This window comes from Limimaricola cinnabarinus LL-001 (genome assembly GCF_000466965.1).
GTDB lineage: Bacteria > Pseudomonadota > Alphaproteobacteria > Rhodobacterales > Rhodobacteraceae > Limimaricola > Limimaricola cinnabarinus.
Genome location: NZ_BATB01000056.1, coordinates 1 through 22,550 on the forward strand (window position 1 = coordinate 1; position 22,550 = coordinate 22,550).

17 protein-coding genes, 2 tRNA genes and 3 pseudogenes are annotated in these 22,550 nt (G+C 67.9%); 8 read left to right on the forward strand and 14 right to left on the reverse strand.

Translation table 11 applies throughout. The features are described 5' to 3' along the window. Together MBELCI_RS15015 and MBELCI_RS15020 are read right to left on the reverse strand one after the other, a co-directional pair. Window positions 1–708 (reverse strand): sensor histidine kinase (locus MBELCI_RS15015; RefSeq protein ID WP_045320274.1); only part of this gene is annotated, 708 nt, incomplete at its 3' end. After that, window positions 701–1,372: a response regulator gene (locus tag MBELCI_RS15020; RefSeq protein ID WP_021695105.1), complete on the reverse strand. Its 672-nt coding sequence runs from the start codon at window positions 1,370–1,372 to the stop codon at window positions 701–703. The genes MBELCI_RS15020 and MBELCI_RS15015, both read right to left, overlap by 8 nt. Window positions 1,373–1,525: 153 nt before the next feature. On the opposite strand from MBELCI_RS15020, the gene MBELCI_RS15025 reads away from it, so the two are divergent. From MBELCI_RS15025 to MBELCI_RS15035, 3 genes and pseudogenes are all read left to right on the forward strand, one after another. Continuing rightward, window positions 1,526–2,515, forward strand: coding sequence for a Bug family tripartite tricarboxylate transporter substrate binding protein (locus MBELCI_RS15025; protein WP_021695106.1), 990 nt, complete (start codon window positions 1,526–1,528; stop codon window positions 2,513–2,515). Window positions 2,516–2,581: 66 nt separating this feature from the next. Then, on the forward strand, window positions 2,582–3,013 hold the full coding sequence (locus MBELCI_RS15030; protein WP_021695107.1) for a tripartite tricarboxylate transporter TctB family protein: 432 nt from the start codon (window positions 2,582–2,584) through the stop codon (window positions 3,011–3,013). A gap of 10 nt (window positions 3,014–3,023) precedes the next feature. Then, window positions 3,024–4,563 (forward strand): annotated as a pseudogene (locus MBELCI_RS15035) (tripartite tricarboxylate transporter permease). Between the two features lie 54 nt (window positions 4,564–4,617). Here MBELCI_RS15035 and MBELCI_RS21910 read toward each other — a convergent pair. Together MBELCI_RS21910 and MBELCI_RS21915 are read right to left on the reverse strand one after the other, a co-directional pair. Continuing rightward, window positions 4,618–6,081: a response regulator gene (locus tag MBELCI_RS21910; protein ID WP_235047659.1), complete on the reverse strand. Its 1,464-nt coding sequence runs from the start codon at window positions 6,079–6,081 to the stop codon at window positions 4,618–4,620. Between the two features lie 23 nt (window positions 6,082–6,104). Next, a complete protein-coding gene (locus tag MBELCI_RS21915) occupies window positions 6,105–7,562 on the reverse strand; it encodes a PAS domain-containing protein (RefSeq protein WP_235047660.1) in 1,458 nt (485 codons plus the stop codon). A 184-nt stretch (window positions 7,563–7,746) separates the two neighbouring features. Here MBELCI_RS21915 and MBELCI_RS15045 point away from each other — a divergent pair. The 4 genes and pseudogenes from MBELCI_RS15045 to MBELCI_RS15060 all read left to right on the forward strand — a co-directional run bounded on the left by MBELCI_RS15045 (window position 7,747) and on the right by MBELCI_RS15060 (window position 12,527). After that, window positions 7,747–8,882: pseudogene (locus MBELCI_RS15045) on the forward strand (TRAP transporter substrate-binding protein). Window positions 8,883–8,944: 62 nt separating this feature from the next. Continuing rightward, window positions 8,945–9,531, forward strand: a pseudogene (locus MBELCI_RS15050) (TRAP transporter small permease subunit). Between the two features lie 40 nt (window positions 9,532–9,571). After that, window positions 9,572–10,993 carry a TRAP transporter large permease gene (locus MBELCI_RS15055; protein WP_021695112.1) on the forward strand — a complete coding sequence of 474 codons (1,422 nt, stop codon included), beginning with the start codon at window positions 9,572–9,574 and terminating at the stop codon, window positions 10,991–10,993. Next, the gene (locus tag MBELCI_RS15060; RefSeq protein WP_021695113.1) at window positions 10,983–12,527 is read left to right on the forward strand and encodes an amidase; all 1,545 of its coding nucleotides are present in this window, start codon (window positions 10,983–10,985) and stop codon (window positions 12,525–12,527) included. The genes MBELCI_RS15055 and MBELCI_RS15060 overlap by 11 nt, the downstream gene beginning before the upstream one ends. A gap of 88 nt (window positions 12,528–12,615) precedes the next feature. Here MBELCI_RS15060 and gnd read toward each other — a convergent pair whose 3' ends face one another. The 7 genes from gnd to MBELCI_RS21920 all read right to left on the reverse strand — a co-directional run bounded on the left by gnd (window position 12,616) and on the right by MBELCI_RS21920 (window position 19,252). Beyond that, entirely contained in the window at window positions 12,616–14,034 is a 1,419-nt protein-coding gene (gnd, locus tag MBELCI_RS15065) for an NADP-dependent phosphogluconate dehydrogenase (protein WP_021695114.1), read from the reverse strand. A gap of 132 nt (window positions 14,035–14,166) precedes the next feature. After that, window positions 14,167–14,241 (reverse strand) — tRNA-Glu (locus MBELCI_RS15070). Between the two features lie 50 nt (window positions 14,242–14,291). Continuing rightward, window positions 14,292–14,366, reverse strand: a tRNA-Glu gene (locus tag MBELCI_RS15075). Between the two features lie 99 nt (window positions 14,367–14,465). Continuing rightward, window positions 14,466–16,211, reverse strand: a complete 1,746-nt coding sequence (gene recJ, locus MBELCI_RS15080; RefSeq protein WP_021695115.1) for a single-stranded-DNA-specific exonuclease RecJ — start codon at window positions 16,209–16,211, stop codon at window positions 14,466–14,468. A 154-nt stretch (window positions 16,212–16,365) separates the two neighbouring features. Continuing rightward, window positions 16,366–17,349 carry a class II fructose-bisphosphatase gene (gene glpX, locus MBELCI_RS15085; protein WP_021695116.1) on the reverse strand — a complete coding sequence of 328 codons (984 nt, stop codon included), beginning with the start codon at window positions 17,347–17,349 and terminating at the stop codon, window positions 16,366–16,368. Between the two features lie 169 nt (window positions 17,350–17,518). Continuing rightward, window positions 17,519–18,805 carry a homoserine dehydrogenase gene (locus tag MBELCI_RS15090; RefSeq protein WP_021695117.1) on the reverse strand — a complete coding sequence of 429 codons (1,287 nt, stop codon included), beginning with the start codon at window positions 18,803–18,805 and terminating at the stop codon, window positions 17,519–17,521. Between the two features lie 63 nt (window positions 18,806–18,868). Further along, the gene (locus MBELCI_RS21920) at window positions 18,869–19,252 is read right to left on the reverse strand and encodes a hypothetical protein (RefSeq protein WP_021695118.1); all 384 of its coding nucleotides are present in this window, start codon (window positions 19,250–19,252) and stop codon (window positions 18,869–18,871) included. Window positions 19,253–19,415: 163 nt separating this feature from the next. Between MBELCI_RS21920 and MBELCI_RS15100 the strand changes: the two genes are divergently transcribed. Then, window positions 19,416–19,886, forward strand: a complete 471-nt coding sequence (locus MBELCI_RS15100; RefSeq protein WP_021695119.1) for a hypothetical protein — start codon at window positions 19,416–19,418, stop codon at window positions 19,884–19,886. Here the strand turns inward: MBELCI_RS15100 and MBELCI_RS15105 are convergent. The 3 genes from MBELCI_RS15105 to MBELCI_RS15115 form a co-directional block, all read right to left on the reverse strand. After that, on the reverse strand, window positions 19,883–20,476 hold the full coding sequence (locus MBELCI_RS15105) for a TadE/TadG family type IV pilus assembly protein (protein ID WP_021695120.1): 594 nt from the start codon (window positions 20,474–20,476) through the stop codon (window positions 19,883–19,885). The two genes, MBELCI_RS15100 and MBELCI_RS15105, sit on opposite strands and share 4 nt — an antisense overlap. After that, window positions 20,473–21,003, reverse strand: a complete 531-nt coding sequence (locus tag MBELCI_RS15110) for a TadE/TadG family type IV pilus assembly protein (protein ID WP_021695121.1) — start codon at window positions 21,001–21,003, stop codon at window positions 20,473–20,475. The genes MBELCI_RS15105 and MBELCI_RS15110 overlap by 4 nt, the downstream gene beginning before the upstream one ends. Further along, window positions 21,000–22,550: TadE/TadG family type IV pilus assembly protein (locus MBELCI_RS15115; protein ID WP_045320275.1), on the reverse strand; the 1,551-nt coding region annotated here is incomplete at its 5' end. The genes MBELCI_RS15110 and MBELCI_RS15115, both read right to left, overlap by 4 nt.

A 22,550-nucleotide genomic window follows, 5' to 3' on the forward strand; every position in this document is an offset into this window, starting at 1 on the left:
CTGCCGGTCGAGCCGCCCCATGAAGCCGTTGAGCGCGCCGAGCATGGGCGCGATCTCGGACGGCATCGGCAGGGTGATCGGCGTGAGATCGGTCGGATCGCGGCGCGCCAGCGCCCGGCCCAGCCGCTGCAGCGGCCTGAGCGCCGAGAGCGTCGCAAGCCAGGCGAACAGGCCGATGACGAGCCCGGCGGCGGCGAGCACCGCCAAGGCCCCGCCCGCGATGTCGCGCGCCAGCGCCCGGCGCGCGCGCAGCGTCTGGCCCACCGTGACCCGCACCGGCCCCGAGAAGCTGCGTTCGGCAAAGCGACGGACAAGCGCCACGTAGCGGCCCGGCTCGCCCCCGAGATCGCCGTCGTAGAACACCGGTCCCGAGGCTTCGCGGCGCGGCGGGGCAGGGGCCGCGTCCGAGCCGGTGAGCGTCGCTCCGTCCGGCCCGGTGACGCGGTAGCGGATGCGGTCCTCGGGGGCCAGCGCCAGCATCTGGAAGGCCGAGGCCGGCATGTCGACCACCGCAGCACCGTCGCGGATCTTGATCGAGGCGGCTATGTCGCTGGCCGCGCCCAAAAGGAGCCGGTCATAAGCCTCCTGCGCCGCCCGCCCGCCATAGGCGAGCGCCACCGACAGCACCACGACGCCGCCCAGAAGCAGCACCGCCCCCACCGCCAGCGCCACGCGCGACTTCAGCGACCAAGTGCGCGTCTCAGCCATCGAGATCGAGCCGGTAGCCAAGGCCCCGATGGGTTTCGATCGCGACGCCCGATCCCATGAGCTTCTTGCGCAGCCGGGCTACGTAAAGCTCGATGGTGTTTGTGCCGACATCGGCGTTCTCGAAGCCGAACAGCCCGTCGAACAGCCGGTCCTTGGACATGATCCGGCCCCGGTTGGCGATGAGCAGGTTCAGGAGCGCCAGCTCGCGGCGCGTCGCGGTGACGGCGGCGCCGCCGACCCGCAGGCTCTGCGCGCTCGCGTCGAAATCGAGACCGGCCAGCACCACCCGGTTCTCGGCGCGGCCCGCCTCGCGGCGGGTGAGCGCGCGCAGCCGCGCCTCCAGCTCGCGCAGGTCGAAGGGTTTGACAAGATAATCATCGGCCCCCTCGTCGAGCGCGCCGACCCGATCCTCGACCGAGAACTGCGCGGTGAGCACCAGCACCGGGGTCCGGTCTCCCGCGCGGCGGCGGTCGCGCAGAAAATCTCGGCCCGAGCCATCGGGTAGGTTGAGGTCGAGCACGATGGCCGCATAGCCGGTGACGTCGGCGCAGGCGCGCGCATCGGCCAGCGTCGGTGCGATGTCGCAGGCAAAGCCCGCGCGGCCGAGGCTCGCGCTCGCGGCTTCGGCGACATCCGTGGTGTCTTCGACGATCAGTATCCGCATCCATCCTCCGGCGGCCCACCATAGGGGCGGGGTGGCGCGGAAAGAAGCCCGATCGGCGCGGATGACAGCTTGATGACAGCTTTGCCGGTCACAAGGGCGGACGAGGCCGCCCCGGGGGAGTTCCGGACGGCCCTGACCTTTGGGAGGACAGACATGACCATCACGTTCCGCCGCGGCCTGATCGCGGCCGCGCTTCTGGGCACCGCACCCGCCGCGCTCATGGCGCAGGGCTTCACGCCCGAGAACCCCGAATGCATCGCCCCCGCGAACCCGGGCGGCGGCTGGGACTTCACCTGCCGTCAGGCCGGAAAGACGCTGCAGGATCTCGACCTGATCCCCTCGACCATGCAGGTGGTGAACCTCGCCGGCGGCGGCGGCGGCGTGGCCTTCGCCGAGGTCGTCAACAAGCGCACGGACGAGGGCGACCTGATCGTCGCTGCCTCATCGGCGACCGCGACCCGGCTGGCCCAGAACGCCTATCCGGGCAACACCATGGACCAGGTGCGCTGGATCGGGGCGCTGGGTGCGGATTACGGCGTCATCGCCGTGGCCGCCGACAGCGAGGTGAAGGACCTGCCGGGCCTGATGGAGATGATCAAGAACGACCCGACCTCGGTGTCGATCGGGGGCGGTTCGGCCGTGGGTGGCTGGGATCACCTCAAGGTGCTGATTGCGGCGCAGGAAGCGGGCATCGAAGAGGTCCGCGCGGTCAAGTACATCGCCTTCGACGGCGGCGGCGAGGCGGTCACGCAGCTCTTGGGCGGTTCGCTGCAGGCCTTTACCGGCGATCTGTCCGAATCCACCGGCTTCATCGAGTCGGGCGACATCCGCGTGCTCGCGGTGCTGGCGCCCGAGCGGCTCGAGGGCGAGTTCTCGGAGATCCCGACCGCCAAGGAGCAGGGCATCGACGCGGTCGGCGCCAACTGGCGCGGCTTTTACGGGCCGGGCGAGATGTCGGACGAGGCCTATGACTACTGGGTTTCGGCGATCGACCAACTCTATGCCTCCGACGAGTGGCAGGCGGTGATGGAGTCCAACGGTCTCGCGCCGCTCGACCTGCAGGGCGAGGAGTTCCAGAGCTTCGTGCAGGACTCGGTGAACGAGATCACCGATCTGTCGAAAGAAATCGGCATCATCCAGTAAACGGCCCCACGCGGTCGGGTGGGGCGTGCCAAGGCGCGCCCCACCTTCAATATCAGGGAGGATCGCATGAGCGATCGCATCTTCGGTGGCATCGGTCTGATGCTCGCGCTGCTCTATGTGTGGCGCGCCACGATCATCCCCGACAGCTTCATGTCCGACGCCGTCGGCCCGCGCGCCTTTCCCTATGGGATCGCCGCCGTCATGGCACTGAGCTCGCTGTGGTTCCTGTTCAAGCCCGATCCCGAGCCCGAATGGCCCCGCGCGGGGCGTCTGGCTGAAATCGGCCTCGCCGCGCTCGTCATGATCGCCTACGCGCAGCTGCTGCCGGAGATCGGCTTCGTCATCGCGACCGCCTTTGCCGCGGCCTATCTCACATGGCGGCTCGGCTCGACCCTGCTGCAAAGCGCGATCATCGGCGTGTCCACCTCGCTGGGCATCTATGTCATCTTCCACCTCGTCCTCGGGCTCAGCCTTGCCCGCGGGCCCTTGGGCATCTGAGGAGCGCGCCATGGACACACTCGCATCCCTTGCCGACGGCTTTGCCGTCGCTCTCACCTGGCAGAACATCGCGCTGGCGCTGATGGGCTGTTTTCTGGGCACCATCATGGGCGCGCTGCCGGGCCTTGGCCCGTCGAACGGCGTCGCGATCCTGATCCCGCTCGCCTTCACGCTGGGACTGGGGGCCACGCCCTCGCTGATCCTGCTCACGAGCGTCTATTACGGCGCGATGTATGGCGGGCGGATCTCATCGATCCTTTTGAACATTCCCGGCGACGAGCGGCGATGATGACCTGTCTCGACGGATATCCGATGGCCCGGCAGGGCCGGGCGGGCGAGGCGCTGGCGCTGTCGGGCGTCGCCTCTTTCGTGGGCGCCTTCTTCGCCACGTGGGGTCTGGTGCTGCTGGCGCCGCAGCTCGTCAAGGTGGCGCTGCTGTTCGGCCCGGCGGAATACTTCGCGCTCTTCGCGCTGGCCTTCATGACGCTGGGCGGCGTCTCCTCGACCAATCAGGCGAAATCGGCCTTCGCCGCGGCCCTCGGCCTCGGCCTTGCCATGGTCGGGGTCGACACCCAGACCGGCGTGCCGCGCTTCACCTTCGGCGAGGTGCATCTTTATGACGGCATCGACTTCCTCGTCGCCATCGTCGGGCTGTTCGCGCTCTCCGAGGTGTTCATCTTCCTCGAGCATCGCGGCACCGACAAGGACGCCTCCACCGCCCCCAAGCTGGACATCGGCCGCATCACCCCCTCCTTCGCCATGCTGAAATACTGCACGCCGACGATGCTGCGCACGACCGTGCTGGGCTTTGTCGCGGGCGTGCTGCCGGGGGCGGGCGCGTCGCTCGGCTCCTTCATCAGCTACTCGATGGAAAAGAAGCTGGTCGACAAGAACAACACCTTCGGCACCGGCGATCCGCGCGGTGTCGCCGCCCCCGAGGCGGGCAACAACGCAGCCGCCGGTGGCGCGCTGGTGCCGATGCTGGCGCTGGGCGTTCCGGGATCGGGCACCACGGCGGTGCTGCTGGCGGTGCTCTTGTCGCTCAACATCACGCCCGGCCCGCTCCTGTTCACCCAGAACCCCGACGTGGTCTGGGGCCTGATCGCGGCGCTGTTCATCGGCAACTTCATGCTTTTGGCGATGAACATCCCGATGGTGGGGCTGTTCGTGCGGGTGCTGATGGTGCCGCCGCGCATCCTGATGCCGGTCGTCGCGATGGTCTCCTTCGTCGGCATCTACGGCATCTCCGGCTCCAGCTTCGACCTGATGGTGATGGTGGCCTTCGGCGTCGCGGGCTGGCTGCTCAGGAAGCTCGACGTACCCTTGGTGCCGGTGATCCTCGGCACGCTTCTGGCAACGCCATGGAGGTGAACATGCGCCGCGCCGTGACCATCGCCGATGGCGACTACTCGGTGCTGTTCGGCTCGTGGCTGACTCTGGCGCTCTGGGCCGTGGCGATCATCGGCTTCGTGCTGCCGATCTTCGTGGGCGGTGTGGTCAAGGCACGGATGCGCGGCGCAGCCGAGCGTGAGGCATCGATCACCGACTGAGGCTCGCACCATTTGCCTTGAGCGGGGGCGGCGAAAGCCGTCCCCGCGTCTCGTTCAGCTCAAGGTCGTGCCGCCACCGTTTCGGAACACCGCCTGCAGCAGGGCCTCCTGACCGAAAGGCTTGGTCAGCACCCGCGCCCCGGGGATCGCCTCCGAGCCGGGCACGCGTTCGCGCCCGGTGGCGAAGATCACCTGCAGATCCGGCCGCAGCGCCACCGCGTCGCGCGCCACGTCGAGGCCCGAGCGATCGGGCAAGCCCACATCGATGACCAGGCGGTCAGCGGGGGCCTCCTCGATCAGCGCCAGCGCCTGCGCGCCGGTCGCGGCCTCGCGCACCTCGGCCCCGGCGGCCAGCAGCATCTCGACCAAGTCGAGCCGGATGAAGGTGTCGTCCTCGCACACGACGATCCGGAGCCCGGCGGTCTTGTCCAGCTCGGGGGAGGGAGGATCGGAGGCGGGGGCCATGGGGCTGGGGGCGGGATCGGTCACGAGCCCCGTTCTAGCCGGCTCGGCCGCATCGGGTCCAGCCTTGGCGAGGGACAGGGGATCGAGCAACTCGCGCAGCCGTCGTGCGAGGGTTTCTCGGCGGTAGGGCTTGGGCAGAAGCTGGATGCCTTCGTCGAGGCGGCCATCATGCACGATGGCGTCACGCGAATACCCCGAGGCGAAGAGCACCGGCAGCCCCGGTCGCAGGTCCTGCGCGCGCGAGGCCATCGCGCGGCTGCTGATCCGTCCGGGCATCACGACGTCGGTGAGCAGCAGATCGAATCTCCGATCACTCTCGATCATCTCGAGCCCGGCATCGGCGTCCTCGGCCTCAATCACCTCGTAGCCCAGATCGCGCAGCATCTCGGCGCCGACACGGCGCACATCCGTGTCGTCCTCGACCAGAAGCACCGTCTCGGTTCCGCCCGTCACTGGCCCGGAGGCGCGGGGCGGCACCGGCTTTTCGGTGCGCAGCGACCGCGGCAGATAGAGCCGCACCGTCGTTCCGACACCCGGCGCGCTCTCAATGGCGACATGGCCGCCCGACTGTTTCACGAAGCCATAGACCATCGCCATGCCAAGGCCGGTGCCGCGGCCCTCAGGCTTGGTGGTGAAGAACGGTTCGAAGATCTTTTCGATCACCTCGGGGCCCATGCCGCTGCCCTCGTCGGTGATCGCGAGGCGCACGTATTCTCCCGGCACCACGTCGGTGAGCGCGCGCGCCGTCTCGGTGTCGATCTCGCAATTGTCGAGCTCGATGCGCAGGCGGCCCCGGCCTTCCATCGCGTCGCGGGCATTGACCACGAGATTGATCAGCGCGTTTTCGAGATTGGTGATGTCGACCAACGTGTTCCACAACCCGCGCGCGGTGACTGTCTCGATCCGCACGCCTTCTCCCACCGCCGAATGCAGGATCGGGCCGATCTCGCGTAGCATCCGCCCCAGATCGACGGCGCGCGGCTCGAGCGGCTGGCGCCGTCCGAAGGCCAGCAGCTGCGCCGAGAGCGTCGCGCCGCGTTCAACCGCCCCCATCGCCTGATCGAGACGGGTCGGCGTCAGCCGCCCCTGCGACAGCTCGCGCTGGGCCAGCTGCAGGCTGCCGGTGATCGCCTGCAGCAGGTTGTTGAAGTCATGCGCGATGCCGCCTGCAAGGTTGCCGATGGCTCCATCTTCTGGCTCTGCCGCAAGGTGGCGTTGACCTGTTCGAGCGTCTGGTTGCGCTGCGCCACCCTCTGTTCGAGCGTGGCGTTCAGATCGGCCAGCGCGGCTTCGGTAATCTTGCGATCCTCGATGTCGGTGTTGGTGCCGATCCAGCGCGTGATCCGGTCTTCGGCATCGCGCACCGGCACCGCCCGCACCAGAAACCAGCGATATCGGCCATCAGCGGCATGCAGCCGGAATTCGGTCTCATAGGGCATACCGGACGCGAGCGAGGCCTGCCAGATCGAGGCCACGCGGTCGACGTCGTCGGGATGGATCACCTCGGCCCAGCGATCGCCCAGGATTTCGTCCGGACCGCGCCCGGTGAACTCGTAGACCCGGTCGCTGGCCCAGTCGAGCCGCCCGTCGGGCAGGGCGGTCCAGACATGCGACGGCATGTTCTGCGCCATCAGGCGAAACCGCTCCTCGGTCTCGCGCAATTCGCGCTCGGCGCGCTTCTGGGCGGTCACGTCGTGGCCCTGGACCAGGATGCCGACGGTTTCGCCGGCGGGGTTCGACAGCGGTTGGTAGACGAAATCGACGAAGACCTCGCTCGGGGGGGCGTTCTCCCTCTCGACGAAGGCCCGCACCCCGTGACGGGTGATCGCCTCGCCGCTTCGGTACACCCGATCGAGAAGGTCGATGAAGCCCTGTTCGCGCATCTCCGGCATCGCCATCGCGGCGGGTTGGCCGATCAGGTCACGATGCATGCCGACGATCCGCCGGTATTCGCGGTTGGCGAGTCGGTAGACGTGATCGGGCTCGGAATGGATGGCGATGATGCTCGGGGCCTGATCGAACACCGTCTCGAAGAAGCGCGTCGCGAGACCAAGTTCGAAATTCTCCTGCGCGACGATTTCGGCCCGCAGCAGCAGATCGGTCCCACGTGTCCCGGCATCGGCGGCGAAGCCGTCCTCCTTGGCGGCGTGGGCCTCATTGTAGAGGGCGGTCACGTCATGCGTGTTCTGCAGCAGGAACTCGACCTCGCCGGACGCGTCGAGGATCGGGGTATGGGTGGCGCTCCAGTAGCGATGCTCGACCCGGCCCTGCGCATCCGCGATCGGGTAGGGGATCAGCGGCAGGTGGTCCAATTCCGCCGAGGCGAACACGCGGTCGAAGGAGCCGCGCAGCATGGCGTCGGCCTCGCCCTCGGCAGGAAAGACATCGCTGTAGAGCCGCCCGATCAGATCTTCCGGCGACCGCCCCGTCACTGCATAATAGGCGCGGTTCGCCCAGATATAGCGCAACTCCCGGTCGAGCAGCATGTAGGCCGTGGAGGCCGATTCGAAGACCGCGCTGATGTCGACGCCCATGCGGCTGTCCTCCGGAGGTGCAAGCCTGCCAGATATATCCGAGAGGGGCGGCGGAACAAGCCGTAGCCGACATCGCAAAGTGGTCAACAAAAATTACCAGTTGCCTTTGCGGGGCCAAACCAAGATGATCGCGGCAGCCATGCGGGGGAGTGCGTGGCACAGTGAGAATATCTGGGAGGAGTTCATGACAGTTACCCCTAAGAAGACGGCACAGGTCTCGCGGCGTTCGTTCCTGCGCAAGGGTGCGCTCGGCGCGGGCGTCACCGCCGCCGGTGGCCTCGCCGCCCCCGCCGTGCTCGCGCAGAGCCCGATCGTGGTCAAGCTGCAGACTTCCTGGCCGGCTTCGGATATCTGGCAGGAGATGGCGCAGGCCTATGCCGACCGCGTCGAGGCGATGTCCGGCGGCCGTCTCAAGGTCGATGTGCTGCCCGCGGGCGCCGTGGTCGCGGCGTTCCAGGTGATGGACGCGGTGAGCGACGGCCTGATCGACATGGCGCATTCGGTGCCGGTCTACTGGTACGGCAAGAACAAGGCCGCCTCGCTGTTCGGCACCGGCCCCGTCTTTGGCGGATCGGCCGACACCATGCTGGGCTGGTTCTATGCCGGCGGCGGCGAGGAGTTCTACGCCGAGCTGATGGAAACGATGGGCCTCGACGTGGTGGGCCTGCTCGGCTTCCCGATGCCGGCGCAGCCCTTCGGCTGGTTCAAGAACGAGGTCACCGGCGTCTCCGACATCAAGGGCCTGAAGTACCGCACCGTCGGTCTCGCGGCCGACCTGATGCAGTCGATGGGCATGTCGGTCGCCCAGCTTCCGGGTGGCGAGATCGTCCCCGCCATGGAGCGCGGCGTGATCGACGCTTCGAGTTCAACAACCCGACCTCCGACAGCCGCTTCGGCGCGCAGGACGTGGCCAAGAACTACTACCTCTCGTCCTATCACCAGGCTTCCGAGAGCTTCGAGTTCCTGTTCTCCAAGAGCTTCCTCGAAGGGCTCGACCCGGATCTGCAGGCGATCCTGCGCCATTCGGTCGAGGCGGCGTCAACCGCGAACAGCGCCCAGGCGCTCGACCAGTATTCGCGCGATCTGCAGAAGCTCTCCGAGAGCGGCGTCACGGTGCGCCGGACTCCGCAGGAGATCCTCGCGGCACAGCTCGACGCCTGGGACGCGCTGATCCCCGAGCTCGAGCAGGACGACTTCATGAAGCGCGTGCTCGACAGCCAGCGCGAATGGGTCGAGCGCGTGACCTACTACACGCTGATGAACTCGCCGGACTACCAGCTCGCCTACGAGCACTACTACCCCGGCAAGCTCGCGCTCTGAGCCTGACCTGACCGCCCGGCGACGCGAGCGCGTCGCCGGGCCCTCATCCATACGGGACGCGAATGCTCGGATATATCAAATTCGCCGATGCCCTTTCCGCCGCTTTCGGCAAGGTCTTCGGCTGGCTCATCGTGCTGATGACCTTCGGGGTCAGCTACGAAGTCTTCGTGCGCTACGTGCTGGGTTCGCCCACGCCTTGGGCGCTCGACGTCTCCTTCATCATGTACGGCACGTTGTTCATGCTCGGCGGCGCCTACACGCTGTCGCGCGGCGGCCATGTGCGCGGCGACTTCCTCTACCGGCTCTGGCCGGTCAGGGTGCAAGCGGCGGTCGATGGCTTTCTCTACATCATCTTCTTCTTCCCCGGCGTGCTCGCCTCATCTTCGCGGGCTGGAAGTATGCCGAGAAGTCCTGGCGCTTCGGCGAGGTCTCGGTGAATAGCCCCGCGGGCGTGCCGATCTACCAGTTCAAATCGGTGATCGTCGTCGCGGGCGTGCTGCTGGCTGTCCAAGGGCTGGCCCAGCTGTTCCGCTGCATCCTCGCGATGCGCGACGGGGTCTGGCTCGAGGCCGCCGAGGACGTCGAGGAGACCGAGGCGCTGCTGATGAAGCAGATGACCGCCGCCTCCGATCACCCGGACATGAAATGACGCGCGGCTTCCGCGTTAACCCGATACGGAGCGCACGCACGTGACCGAACCGCAAATCGCCCTGATGATGCTGGGCGTCTTCATCTGCCTCGTCTTTCTGGGCTTTCCCATCGCCTTCACGTTGATGGCGCTCGGCATCGGCTTTGGCTATTTCGCCTATTTCGACGCCGGCCGCATGTGGCGCGACTACGACCGGCTCGATCCCGAGATTGCGAGTTGGTGGGAGAGCACCTCGACCTGGATCGACGGCTTTCTCAACAACCGCGTCTTCGACCTCTTCATCAACCAGACCTATACGGTGATGTCGAACGAGGTGCTGACGGCGGTGCCGCTGTTTCTCTTCATGGGCTACATCGTCGAGCGCGCCAACATCGTCGACCGGCTGTTCACCACGCTCAACATCGCGTCCAAGAACGTGCCCGGCTCGATGGGCGTCGCTGCTCTCATCACCTGCGCGCTCTTCGCCACGGCCACCGGCATCGTCGGCGCGGTGGTGACGCTGATGGGCCTTCTGGCGCTGCCCGCCATGCTCAAGGCGCGCTACGACACCTCCTTCGCCACCGGCATCATCTGCGCGGGCGGCACGTTGGGCATCCTGATCCCGCCCTCGATCATGCTGATCGTCTATGCGGCGGCCTCTGGCGTGTCGATCGTGCGGCTCTATGCAGGGGCGCTGCTGCCGGGCCTCGTGCTCGTGGGTCTCTACCTGACCTACGTGATCGGCCGTTCGATCCTGCAGCCTTCGGTCGCACCGCGCCCGACCAAGGAAGAAGTGCCGGACGTGCCCATCGGCAAGCTGCTGTGGATGCTCTTCACCTCCTTCTTCCCGCTGGCGGTGCTGATCCTGTCGGTGCTGGGCTCGATCCTGTTCGGCCTCGCCACCCCCACCGAAGCGGCCGCGATCGGCGCTCTGGGCGGCATGGTGCTGGCGGTGCTCTACCGCGCGATGACCTTCGAGCGGCTGCGCGAAAGCGTCTATCTCACGGTGCGGACCACGGCGATGGTGTGCTGGCTCTTCGTCGGCTCCTACATCTTCAGTTCGGTCTTTTCCTATCTGGGCGGCGAGCATCTGATTTCGGAATGGGTTTCGGGTCTCGACTTGACGCCGATCCAGTTCCTGATCCTCGCGCAGCTGATCATCTTCCTGCTCGGCTGGCCGCTGGAATGGTCGGAGATCATCATCATCTTCGTGCCGATTTTCCTGCCGCTGCTGGAGATCTTCGGGGTCGATCCGCTGTTCTTCGGCATCCTCGTGGCGCTGAACCTGCAGACCTCGTTCCTGACGCCGCCGATGGCGATGTCGGCCTACTACCTCAAGGGCATCGCCCCGCCGGAAGTGCGGCTGACGCAGATCTTCAAGGGGATCCTGCCGTTCCTCGCCATGGTGATGGTGTCGATGGTGCTGGTCTACATCTTCCCGCAGCTGGTCTTCGGCCTGCCGGAGCTGTTCTATGGCCGGTGAGCTGAAGAAGGCCGCGATGCCCAAGGGCCATGTGCCCATGCTCGACCTCTCGGCGCGCGAGCTGCGCGACCGGATGGCGGCAGGCGCGCTTCAGGCCACCGACTTGGTTGGGGCCTGCCTCGAGCGGATCGCGGCGCTCGAACCCGAGGTGCAGGCTTGGGCCTGGCTCGATGGTGGCCATGCGCTGAAGCAGGCCGAGGCGCTCGACGCGCAGCGGCGTTCGGGGCGGCCCACCGGGCCGCTGCACGGGCTGCCCGTCGCGCTCAAGGACGTGATCGACACCGCCCGGATGCCGACGCAGAACGGCACGCCTCTCGATGAGGGGCGCGTGCCCGAGGCCGATGCCGCGCTCGTCACCCGGCTGCGCGCGGCTGGGGCCATTGTCATCGGCAAGACCGTGACGGCGGAGCTGGCGTTCCTGCATCCCGGCAAGACCCGCAACCCGCATGACGCCGCCCGCACGCCGGGCGGCTCCTCCTCGGGGTCGGCCGCAGCCGTCGCGGCGGGCATGGTGCCCCTCGCGGTCGGTACCCAGACCGGCGGCTCGGTGATCCGACCTGCCGCTTTCTGTGGCACGGTCGGGTTCAAGCCGAGTTTCGGCGCGATCCCCCGCACAGGGGTTCTGAACCAATCTCCCTCGCTCGACACCATCGGCGTCTTCGCCCGCAACATTGAGGACGCGGCGCTTCTGGCCGAGGTTCTCTTTGGCTTTGACGCGAACGACCGCGCCACCGTCCTCGCGCCACCGCCGCGCCTGCACGCCACCGCGATGACCGCGCCGCCGGTGCGCCCAACGCTGGCCTTCCTGCGCCCGCCGGGCTGGGACCGGGCCGATGCCGACACCAAGGCCGCGCTGGAAGAGCTGGTCGAGGCGCTGGGAGAGCGGTGCTTCGAGACGGCGCTGCCGGGGATCTTCGATGAGGCCGCCGAGATCCGCGAGAGGATCAACCTCGCAGAGATGGCCAAGTCCTATTACAGCTATGAAAAGCGGGGCAGGGACCGGCTCTCGGAGGAGATGCGCGGCGCGCTCGACCGTGGCAAGGACATTCCCGCGCGCGACTACATCTCGGCGCTTGACTGGCCGGATGTGCTCTATGCCGGTCTCGACGAAATCTTCGAGAGGTGCGACGCCATCCTCGCCCCCGCAGCACTCGGCCCGGCCCCCGAGGGGCATGCCAGCACCGGTGATGCGATCTTCAACGGGCTCTGGACGCTGTGCGGCACCCCCGCCGTGACCGTGCCGATCCTGCAATCCGAAACCGGCCTGCCGATAGGCGCGCAGCTGATCGGCAGGCGTAGTGACGACGCCCGGCTCCTGCGCACCGCGCGCTGGCTCGAAGGCTCATCTCCGAGGAGACCGACCTATGATCAGGCGTATCATGACCTACGTGGCGCTGGCCTTTTTCTTGGGCTTTCTGGGGATCATGCTGTGGCATATCCCGCGTCTCGATCTGGGCGCCGTGCTCGCAGTGACTGTGGCGCTGGTGCTGTGGGACGTGTTCTCCACCTCGTTCGACACCTGATCCGCGCATGAAAACGCTGGGTCCCTGATAGGGCGACCCGGCGTTCCCGATGTGACGCCGCCCGCCGTTACAGGCGTGCGGCGTCGCCGTGTCAGGGCCTCAGACGCCGTGACCGTGCCACGGTCCATGGCTGTCATCCACGTCGTCGGTGCGCTCGAAGCCATGCTCGCCGAAATAGTCGCGCTGCGCCTGGATCATGTTGGCGGTGCCGCGCGCGGTGCGCATCGTGTCGAAATAGCTCAGCCCTGAGGAGAGCGCCGGCATCGGGTGCCCGAAGCGCGCGCCAATGGCAACCAGTTCACGCAGCGCCACATGTCCTTCGCGCAGATGCCGCGCGAAGACCGGGGCCAGCATCAGGTTGCGATCCTCGTCCTCGGAGAGGGCGGCGGCCATGTCGTCGAGCATCGCCGAGCGGATGATGCAGCCATCGCGCCAGACCCGCGCGATGGCCGGAAGCGGCAGCGCCCAGCCGAACTGCTCCGAGGCGGCGGCGATCATGTCGAATCCCTGCGCATAGCACAGCACCTTGCCCGCGATCAGCGCCCGCTCCAGCATTTCGTCGGAAACCGCGCCCTCGGGGATCTTCGTGGGCGCCGCGCCGAACAGATCCTCGCCCTCGTGGCGCGCCGCGACCCGGCTCGACAGGTTGCGCGCCACCACGGCGGCCTCGATCGCGGGGATCGGGGCGGCGAGATGCTGCGCCTCGATCGCGGTCCAGCGACCGGTGCCCTTCTGGCCCGCCTTGTCGAGGATGAGGTCGATCATCGGCTGGCCGGTGTGCTTGTCGGCGGCCTTGGCCACGATCGAGGAAATCTCGATCAGATAGGATTGCAGCGCGCCCTCGTTGAAGCGCGCAAAGCTGTCGCCGATGGCGGTGGCGTCCATGCCGAGCCCGTCGCGCATCACGCCGTAGACTTCGGCGATCATCTGCATGTCGGCGTATTCGATGCCGTTATGCACCGCCTTGACGAAGTGGCCCGCGCCTTCGCGGCCCATCCAGTCGGCGCAGGGCTCGCCCTTGAACTTGGCGGCGATGGCGGTGAGGATCGGCTCGACCCGGTCCCAATGCTCCTTTTCGCCACCGCCCATGATCGCAGGCCCGTGACGCGCGCCGGCCTCGCCGCCCGACACGCCGATGCCGAGATACGGCTTGCCATCCGCCTCGCGCGCGCGGCGGTTGGTGTCGTGGAAATTGGCGTTGCCCGCGTCGATGATCATGTCGTCATCGTCGAGCAGCGGCCTGAGTGCCGCGATCTGCTCGTCCACCGGATCGCCCGCAGGCACCATGAGGATGATCGCGCGCGGCTTGGCGATGGCAGCGACGAGTTCCTCGTAGCTCTCGGTCGGGATCACCCGGTCGGCCAGCTCTCCGGCTTCGGCGTGGAAGGCGCGGGTGACGTCGGCGCGGCGGTTCCAGACCGCGATGGGAAAGCCCTTTTCGGCGATGTTGAGCGCCAGCGCGCTGCCCATTGTGCCAAGGCCGATCAGGCCGATCTTCGCTTTGTCCTCTTGTGCCACGGCGGCCTCCCTGTCTGGTATACCGCGCCAGCTTTATCCTCGCCCGCTCATGGGAACAACCAAGCACGCGCTATCAATGCGGGCCTTGGCGCAAGGGCAGGGTGCGGATCGAAGGGAGGATGCGAGGCGTCGTGGCAGCCCGTAGGGGAATCGAACCCCTCTTTCCAGGTTGAAAACCTGGCGTCCTAACCGATAGACGAACGGGCCACGCTGACGACGGAACCGGTTTCCCGAGGGGACCTTGATCCGTACACCGATGGCAGCCCGTAGGGGAATCGAACCCCTCTTTCCAGGTTGAAAACCTGGCGTCCTAACCGATAGACGAACGGGCCGCTCGTCGGTGAGGCGGTGTTTAGGCAAAGCGCTCCGGCCTCGCAAGGGGAAAATCGCCGATCCGTGAAATTGCCGTGGGGGCAAAAACCCACCTGTAGTCAGCCCGCCGGTGCGGCGTCGTCGAGCCTGAGCTGAACCGAACGGCGGCCCTTCCAGATGTTGAGATCGAGCTTGCCCGCCAGGTGGAACCGCGCGCCGCAATGACGCGCCAGCGCCGAGCCCATCGGTCCGTCCATCGCGCCGAAGGCGATGCCGTCGATCCGGGCACCGAAGCCGTCACCGAAAGAGATCTTGAGATGGCCCTGACCCACCTCGCGCACATCGTGCAGCATCACGTCCGGAAAGGCGAAGCGCGGTGCCGGCGCGGCGGCGCCGAAAGGGCCCGCCGTCTCGATCCGCTCAATCAGATCGACCGTCGCCGCCCCCGGCATCAACACCGAATCGAGCCGCAGGTCGCGCGGTCCGCCCGCCCCGGCGCCCTGCTTCTCGAGAAGCTCCGAGAGCCGGGTCATCGCGGCTTCGATCTTGCCTTCCTCGACGGTGAGACCCGCCGCCATCTTGTGACCGCCGCCGCGCAGCAAGAGCCCTTCGGCGGCGACCCGGTGGATCGCCGCGCCCAGATCGATGCCGGGCACCGAGCGGGCCGAGCCCTTGCCGATGCCGTCCTCGATGCCGATCACCACGGCGGGGCGGTTGGTGGCCTCCTTCATGCGGGCCGCCGCGATGCCGACGACGCCGGGGTGCCAGCCCGGGCCCGCGGCCCAAGCGAGCGGGCCCTCGGTACCGCGCGCCTCGGCCTGCTCCATGGCAGCATCGCGCACCCGCGCCTCGATCTCGCGGCGCTCGCGGTTGAGATGGTCGAGCTTTTCGGCGAGCGCCGCGGCCTCGTGTGGATCATCGGTCGCCAGAAGCCGCGCCCCGAGGTCGGATTTGCCGATGCGTCCGCCCGCGTTGACGCGCGGCCCCAAGAGGTAGCCCAGATGATAGGCGGTCGGCGGCACGTCGAGGCCCGCCACATCGGCCAACGCCACGACGCCCGCGCGCTGGCGCTTGGCCATGACCTGAAGCCCGGTGCGCACCAGCGCCCGGTTGACGCCGATGAGCGGAGCCACGTCGGCCACGGTAGCCAGCGCCACGAGATCGAGCATCGACATCAGGTCGGGCCCGCGCTTGCCCGCCTCGCGCAGCCGCCGGTTCATCTCCACCAGCAGCAGGAACACCACCGCGGCGGCGCACAGATGCGCCAGATCGCCGCTTTCGTCCTGCCGGTTGGGGTTCACCACGGCCACGGCATTCGGCAACGTCTCGCCGCCCAGATGGTGGTCGAGCACGACGACATCCGCGCCCTTGGCGGCAGCGATCGGCTCGTGGCTGAGGGTGCCGCAGTCGACGCAGAGGATCAGGTCGTGATCGCGGGCGAGCCGTTCCATCGCGGGGGTGTTGGGGCCGTAGCCCTCCTCGATCCGGTCGGGGATGTAGAGCGTGGCGCGCAGCCCCATCTGCCGCAGCCAGACCAGCAGCAGCGCGGCGGAAGAGCCGCCATCCACGTCGTAATCGGCAAAGATCGCGATGCGCTCGCGCCGCTCCACCGCCCGCATCACCCGCTCGGCCGCGACCTCCATGTCGCGCAGGCTCAGCGGATCGGGCAGCAGGTCGCGCAATGTGGGGGCAAGAAAGCTCGCCATCTCCCCGGCGGCGACGCCGCGCCCCACGAGGGCATGGCACAGCGGCAGCGGCAGATCGCAGCCCTGGGCCATGGCTTGGGCGAGGCGGTCGGCCTCTGCGGCGGGACCCACCCAGCGGCGGCCGGTGAGCGAGGTCGAGACATTGAGAAAATCGGGCATGGGCAGGGTGTCGCGCGAAACCGGCTCTCAAGGCAAGCCCGGACGCGACGCCGCCTTGGTGATCCGCGGTCACGCGCGCGCGAGGCCCGGGCGACGTTGCTCTTGCAATACTCCGAAGGGGCAGGGGAGCGCGCTCCCCTGCCTCGGGCCAGGTTCAGCGTCCCGGCTGGCTGCGCTCGATCGGGTTGCGGTAGCTCATGCGGCGCATCGAGCCGGTCTTGGAGCGCATCAGCACCGTCTCGGCGGTCAGGTAACCGCCGTCGCGGCGGATGCCCGGCACGAGGTTGCCGTCGGTGACGCCGGTGGCGGCAAAGATCACGTCGCCGGTGACAAGCTCGTCACGCGCATAGATCCGGTCGAGATCCTCGATTCCGGCTTTGCGAGCGCGGCCCACCTCGTCATCGTTGCGAAACAGCAGCCGGCCAAAGATCTGCCCGCCCATGCATTTGAGCGCCGCCGCCGCGAGCACGCCCTCGGGCGCACCGCCGGAGCCCATGTACATGTCGATGCCGGTCTTGGACGGCTCGGCGCAGTGCATGACGCCCGCGACGTCGCCATCGGTGATGAGCCGGATCGCGGCGCCGGTGGCGCGCAGCTCGGCGATCATCTCCTCGTGGCGCGGCCGCTCGAGCACGCAGACGGTGATGTCGCCCGCGCTCGTGCCCTTGACCTTTGCCAGCGCCGCGACCCGCTCGGAGGGGCTCATGTCGAGCGTCACCACGCCCGGCGCGAAGCCCGGCCCGATGGCAAGCTTGTCCATGTAGACGTCGGGCGCGTGCAGCATAGAGCCGCGCGGCCCCATCGCGATCACGGTGAGCGCGTTGGGCATGTCCTTTGCGGTCAGCGTCGTGCCCTCGAGCGGGTCGAGGGCGATGTCCACGGCGGGGCCTTCGCCGGTGCCGACCTCCTCGCCGATATAGAGCATCGGCGCCTCGTCACGCTCGCCCTCCCCGATCACCACGGTGCCTGCAATGTCGAGCATGTTGAGCTGGGTGCGCATGGCGTTGACGGCGGCCTGATCGGCGGCCTTCTCGTCGCCGCGCCCGATCAGCGGCGCGCAGGCGATGGCCGCGGCCTCCGACACCCGGGCGAGGCCGAGCGACAGCATGCGATCATGAAATTCGGGGGCTTGGGGCATCGGGGGTGTCCTTGGGTCATCATGAAGCGTTGCCTCGACCTAACCGGGCCACCATCGCGCTGACAAGCGCGCGCGCCGATGTTTGCGCAAACGGTGCGCACAGGGATGGCGCGCCTCCGGCCATTGCCTCGGAAAGCCACGAGATCGGATGGGGCAGGCGCCCCTGCCGTCAGACCTGCTCTATGCGGATCGCCACCGGGTCGCCCTGCACCACGCCGGTGACCTCGAAGCCCGACAGCGCCTCTTCGAGCGCCGAGCGCGTGGTCTTGTGGGTCACGATCAGCACCGGAGCCGAGACATCCTCGTGGTCGTATTGGCGCATCCGGTCGATCGAGATGCCGGCCTCGCCCAGCACCTTGGCCACCTTGGCGAGCGCGCCGGGTTTGTCGAGCAGGCGCATGCGCAGGTAGTAGGGCGCGGGCACGGCGGCCTGCGCCGCGCGGGCGGCGCGCAGGCCGGTGGCGGGCTGGCCGAATACCGGCAGCCGAAGCCCACGGGCGAGGTCCATGACATCGCCCATCACCGCGCTCGCGGTCGGGCCCGCGCCTGCGCCGGGACCGCGCAGCACCACCTGGCCGATCGCGTCGCCTTCGAGCACCACCATGTTAGTGCCACCCTCAAGCTGGCCCAACGGCGAGGAGGCGGGCACGAGGCAGGGCGACATGCGCTGCTCCAGCCCGCGACCGGTCATCTGCGCCACGCCCAGAAGCTTGATGCGGAAGCCCATGTCGGCGGCGTGAGTGATGTCCTCGATGGTGATCGCGCCGATGCCTTCGAGTTCGACGCCCGAAAAATCGACGCGCGTGCCGAAGGCGATCGCGGCCAGCAGCGCCAGCTTGTGACCAGCATCGATGCCACCCACATCGAGCTGCGGATCAGCTTCGAGATAGCCCAGATCGGCGGCCTCCTGAAACACCGCGTCATAGGGCAGGCCGGCGCTCTGCATCCGGGTCAGGATGTAATTGCAGGTGCCGTTCATCACGCCCATCACGCGGGTCATCTCGTTGCCCGCCAGCGATTCGGTAAGCGCCTTGATCACCGGGATGCCGCCCGCGACCGCGGCCTCGAAACGGATCACCCGACCCTGCGCCTCGGCCCGTTCGGCCAGCGCCTGACCGTGATGGGCGAGCAGCGCCTTGTTGGCGGTGACCACGTCCTTGCCGTGATCGAGCGCGATCTCGACGACCGACTTGGCGATGCCGTCATGACCGCCCATCAACTCCAGCACCACGTCGACATCGTCGCGCACGGCGAGCGTGGCCGCGTCGTCCTCCCAAGCATAGGCCGAAAGATCGACGCCACGGTCGCGGGTCCGGTCTCGCGCCGAGACGGCGGTGATCTCCACCGCGCGGCCGGCGCGGGCGGCGAGCAGTTCGGGGTGCTCCTGCACGATGCGCACGACCCCTGCGCCGACGGTTCCGAGACCGGCGATTCCGAGGCGAAGGGGAGAGGTCATGGGAAGGCTCCGGTCTGTCTTGCGTGCGAATTGATGCGCGCGACTGTTAGCCCGTGAAGGGCCTCACTGCAACGCGGCAGGCAGGGTCACGCCCGCATCCATCCGTGCGCGCGTGTCCTGCGCGATCACCGCGCCCTCGCGCAGCGCCTCGGCCCGGGCCGAAAGCGCGGCCAGCCGGGCGGCGGCATCGGGCGTCCGGGCCGTCGCCGTCGGGACGGGGCGCTCGGAAAGCGTGGCCGCGCGCGCCTCGAGCACAGCCCCCGCTTCGGGCGAGACCCGGCTTTGCAGCGTGGCCGCGTCGGCGCGGGCCAGAAGCGGCGCCAGCGGGATGAGGCGGGGCGGCGGCGCATTGCGCTCGGCCTCGGGGACACGGGCGTCGATTTCGGGAAATTGCGTGCATCCCGCCACGAGCAGGGCGAGGGCGACGGATGGCAGGAAGCGGGGCATCTGGGGTCCGGGTCTGGGTGGCGCAGTCTAGTCCGCGCCGGGGGAGGGGAACAAGCGCACCTCACCCTGCCCGTTTCGAAAGGGTCGTCCGAGGCATGACAGGGGGGGTGACGGGGAAACGGGGCCGGGCTATGCCCGCGGAAAGACAGCGGAGACGGGGCGGATGGAGATCGAATTGCAGGCGGCACCTGCGCGCCGGGCGATGGCGGTGGGGGTGCTCTATGGCTTTGGCGGCGTGGCGCTCTATTCGGCGCTGTCCGACACGCCCGGCCTTGCCTGGTCGGCGGCGCTGCTGGCGCTGGGCCTGTGCGGCATGGCGGCGGGAGAGACCCTGCGCCGCGCCACCCGGCACGCGCTGCGGCTCGACGAGACCGGCCTCGTCGACAGCACGGGCGTCGTGCTCGCGCGGTGGGAGGACATCATCGGCGTCGAGCGCGGCAGTTTCTCGCTCAAGCCCTCGAACGGCTTCACGCTGCGGTTGGCGCGCGCCGGGGCGCGGGCCTGGAAGCCGGGCATGTGGTGGCGGCTGGGCCACCGGCTCGGCGTGGGTGGCGTGACCTCTGCGGCGGCGGCCAAGGCGATGGCCGAGGCGATCGAGATGCGCCTTGGCGACCGCGCCGCGCCGATCCCCTAGCAGAGCGCGTCGAGCGGCAGCCCGGCGAGACTGGCGTTGAAGCACAGCTGCCCGGCAAAGCGCGGCCGGGTCACGGCCACCTCCTCGAAGGTGAAGGGGTCGAGGCCCACGTCGAACAGCGGCGTGTAGTCGATCCAGCTCTCGACCATCGTGGCGATCTCGCCATCCGGCATCACCGGCAGCTGGTCGCGCATCTGCTCGAGCTTGAAATCATCGAGCACCGCGAGATCGATGCCGGACAGGTCGCCGCCCACGGGAAGCGACCAACGCACGGTGTAGCTGTCGCGCGCGGCGTCATAGCTGAACACGCTGACCCGAAGCCGGGTCGGGCGGCCGTCGACGAGGAGATCCTGCAGCGCCTTGAAGCTGGTGAGATAGACCGGGGTGACATAACCCGTCTCGCGGGAGAGCGCGTCGCCGATCATGTAGGCCGCGCGTTCGTTGACCGCCTTGGTGCGGTAGGCGTCGAAGAACACCCATGACCCGGCAAAGCACCACAGCAGCAGCGGCAGCATGATTACGAGCTCGACGATCATCGCCCCGTCCTCGCGGCGGCGCAGCCGGGCCATCAGGTTGCGAAGCGCGCTCATGGTTCGATCACGAAAGCCGAGGCCGACACCAGCGCATAGGTGCCGCCCGCCTGATCCGACAGCTGCGCGCCAAAGCCGCTGGTGGGAAAATACGGATCAAAGAGCGAGCAGGCGCGCAGCAGCATCAGCTCGTTCTGGACCCCGGCGGTGAAACGGCGCAGCGGCACCGACGCGTCGGCCCGATCGACGCAATCGGCCGTGCCGGGCGGCGCGATCCAGGCGCGCGGGTCGAGCGGTATCATCTCGAGGCGCAGGTTGGTCAGGCAATCGGGCAGAATCAGCGCGTGGTCGCAAATCGACGCGCCCACGGTCTCATGCGTCACCGGCACGATCGCCCCGAGCCGAATGTCGCGCACCGTCAGGTCGAGGCCCCGGTCGAGCATCACCTGCCGCATCGTCACCATGCCCAGTTCGAAGCTGCTGGTGATCATCATCAGCAGCACCGGCACGATCATCACGAACTCGATCCCGACCGATCCGTCGCGGGTACGGATCAGGCGGGACAGGGCATGCAGAACACGTGTCATTGGACCAACCTCAGCGCCTTGATCTGGCTCGCGATGGAGGTGAAGGCGGAGCTGATCTGCAGCCCCTCGACCCGGTAGAAATGCGAGGGCGACGAGGCGCAGTCGGCCATGGCCGTCACCGCGCCGGGCTCATCCGCTTCGAAGCCGATGGTGAAGATCACCACCCCCTGCGCGCGGGCGGCGGCGCAGATCCGGCTCAGCCTCGCGTTCTTTTCGGCGGCGTCCGAATGCTCGACGATGGAGGTCCACTTGGTCCATTCCGCCTGCCTCTCGGCCGAGTTCGAATACTGCTGGACACGCAAGTGGTAGGCGTGTTCGCGGATGCTCATCCGGTCGAACAGCTCGGGCCATCGAAGCCGCGTGCCGCCGCTGGGCAGCGCGCTCGCAAAGCTTTGGTTCTTGGCGCGGAAATACCGGGAATTGCTGACCTTCACGACATATTCGTCGGTGCCGTAGAGCCAGACATCCGAAAGATCGTTCCTGCTGTAGGGCGATTTGAGCCGGAAATCATAGGTGTTGGCGCCATCGGTCATCACCACCAGCACCTTCATGGCCTCGGTGCCTAGGAAACCGCGTGGCCAGCCTGCCAATGTCGGCGAGACCTTTCCGCGCGAGATCATCGACGTCAGAGCGCCGCGCGCCACCGGGTCGAGCAGCGCCAGGCCCCAGTTCACCCCCATCTCGATCGAGGTCCAGCCATCGGCGGTCAGCCCGGTGATGCGGTTCCTGAGGGTCTGACGGGTGTTGGACCAGGGCAGCACCTCGAAGCTGCTGCCGGTGCGACAGTTCAGGGTGTTCGCGTTCGTGTTGCCATAGGAGGCGATCGACGAAGTCGAGGCTTGGGGGCTATAGCCGGACATGTCGAAATGCCCCGCCTGCACCAGCGCCACGGGCGACGGCCAGCTCGTGTCATAGGCGGTGTTCGGCAGGTCGACGCAGTAGCTGTAGCCATGCGTGGTCGCCACGCTGGCGGCGGAGGCGAGATCGGCGCCGATGTTGACCTGCGTGGAATAGGGGACCAGCGAAATCGAGAGATTTTCGGGCGCGATGCTGTCGAACATCGTGTCGATGAATTCATGCCCTGCCGTCTTGAGGCGGGGCAGGCGGTTGTTGGAGTTCATCGAGCCGGAGACGTCCAGCACAAGGCTGATTTCCACGTCCGATACCGATTCCGTGGCCGAGCCGACGGCAGGGGCATTGAAGCTGTCGATGCCGATGATCCGCAGGAAGGTGGTCGAGACAGGCAGGGCGGCGCTGGCGCGCACGGTGCGCGAGTTCAGGCCCTGCACCACCTGTACGTTCGGCAGGTCCGCCGGAAAGCCCGCCTTGACGAAATAGTCGCGCACCACGGCCTCGGGGTCGCGGGTCTGTTGCAGGTCCGCGGCGGCGAGCACGGCGCGGTCGAGGGTGGATTGCAGCTCCGTCCGCGCCGTTTCGGTGCGCATCGTGTCGACCCCGAGCCCGCCCAGAGCCATCATGATCACGAAGACGAAAAGCGAGAAGATGATGATCGAGCCGTTTTCGTCGCGCCGGAAGGCGCGCAGAAC

Coding starts and splice junctions, on each gene's coding strand:
- MBELCI_RS15020 (WP_021695105.1), bottom strand. CDS start 1,372: ATGCGGATACTGATCGTCGAAGACACCACGGATGTCGCCGAAGCCGCG.
- MBELCI_RS15025 (WP_021695106.1), top strand. CDS start 1,526: ATGACCATCACGTTCCGCCGCGGCCTGATCGCGGCCGCGCTTCTGGGC.
- MBELCI_RS15030 (WP_021695107.1), top strand. CDS start 2,582: ATGAGCGATCGCATCTTCGGTGGCATCGGTCTGATGCTCGCGCTGCTC.
- MBELCI_RS21910 (WP_235047659.1), bottom strand. CDS start 6,081: ATGGGGGCGGTTGAACGCGGCGCGACGCTCTCGGCGCAGCTGCTGGCC.
- MBELCI_RS21915 (WP_235047660.1), bottom strand. CDS start 7,562: ATGGGCGTCGACATCAGCGCGGTCTTCGAATCGGCCTCCACGGCCTAC.
- MBELCI_RS15060 (WP_021695113.1), top strand. CDS start 10,983: ATGGCCGGTGAGCTGAAGAAGGCCGCGATGCCCAAGGGCCATGTGCCC.
- recJ (WP_021695115.1), bottom strand. CDS start 16,211: ATGCCCGATTTTCTCAATGTCTCGACCTCGCTCACCGGCCGCCGCTGG.
- glpX (WP_021695116.1), bottom strand. CDS start 17,349: ATGCCCCAAGCCCCCGAATTTCATGATCGCATGCTGTCGCTCGGCCTC.
- MBELCI_RS15090 (WP_021695117.1), bottom strand. CDS start 18,805: ATGACCTCTCCCCTTCGCCTCGGAATCGCCGGTCTCGGAACCGTCGGC.
- MBELCI_RS21920 (WP_021695118.1), bottom strand. CDS start 19,252: ATGCCCCGCTTCCTGCCATCCGTCGCCCTCGCCCTGCTCGTGGCGGGA.
- MBELCI_RS15100 (WP_021695119.1), top strand. CDS start 19,416: ATGGAGATCGAATTGCAGGCGGCACCTGCGCGCCGGGCGATGGCGGTG.
- MBELCI_RS15105 (WP_021695120.1), bottom strand. CDS start 20,476: ATGAGCGCGCTTCGCAACCTGATGGCCCGGCTGCGCCGCCGCGAGGAC.
- MBELCI_RS15110 (WP_021695121.1), bottom strand. CDS start 21,003: ATGACACGTGTTCTGCATGCCCTGTCCCGCCTGATCCGTACCCGCGAC.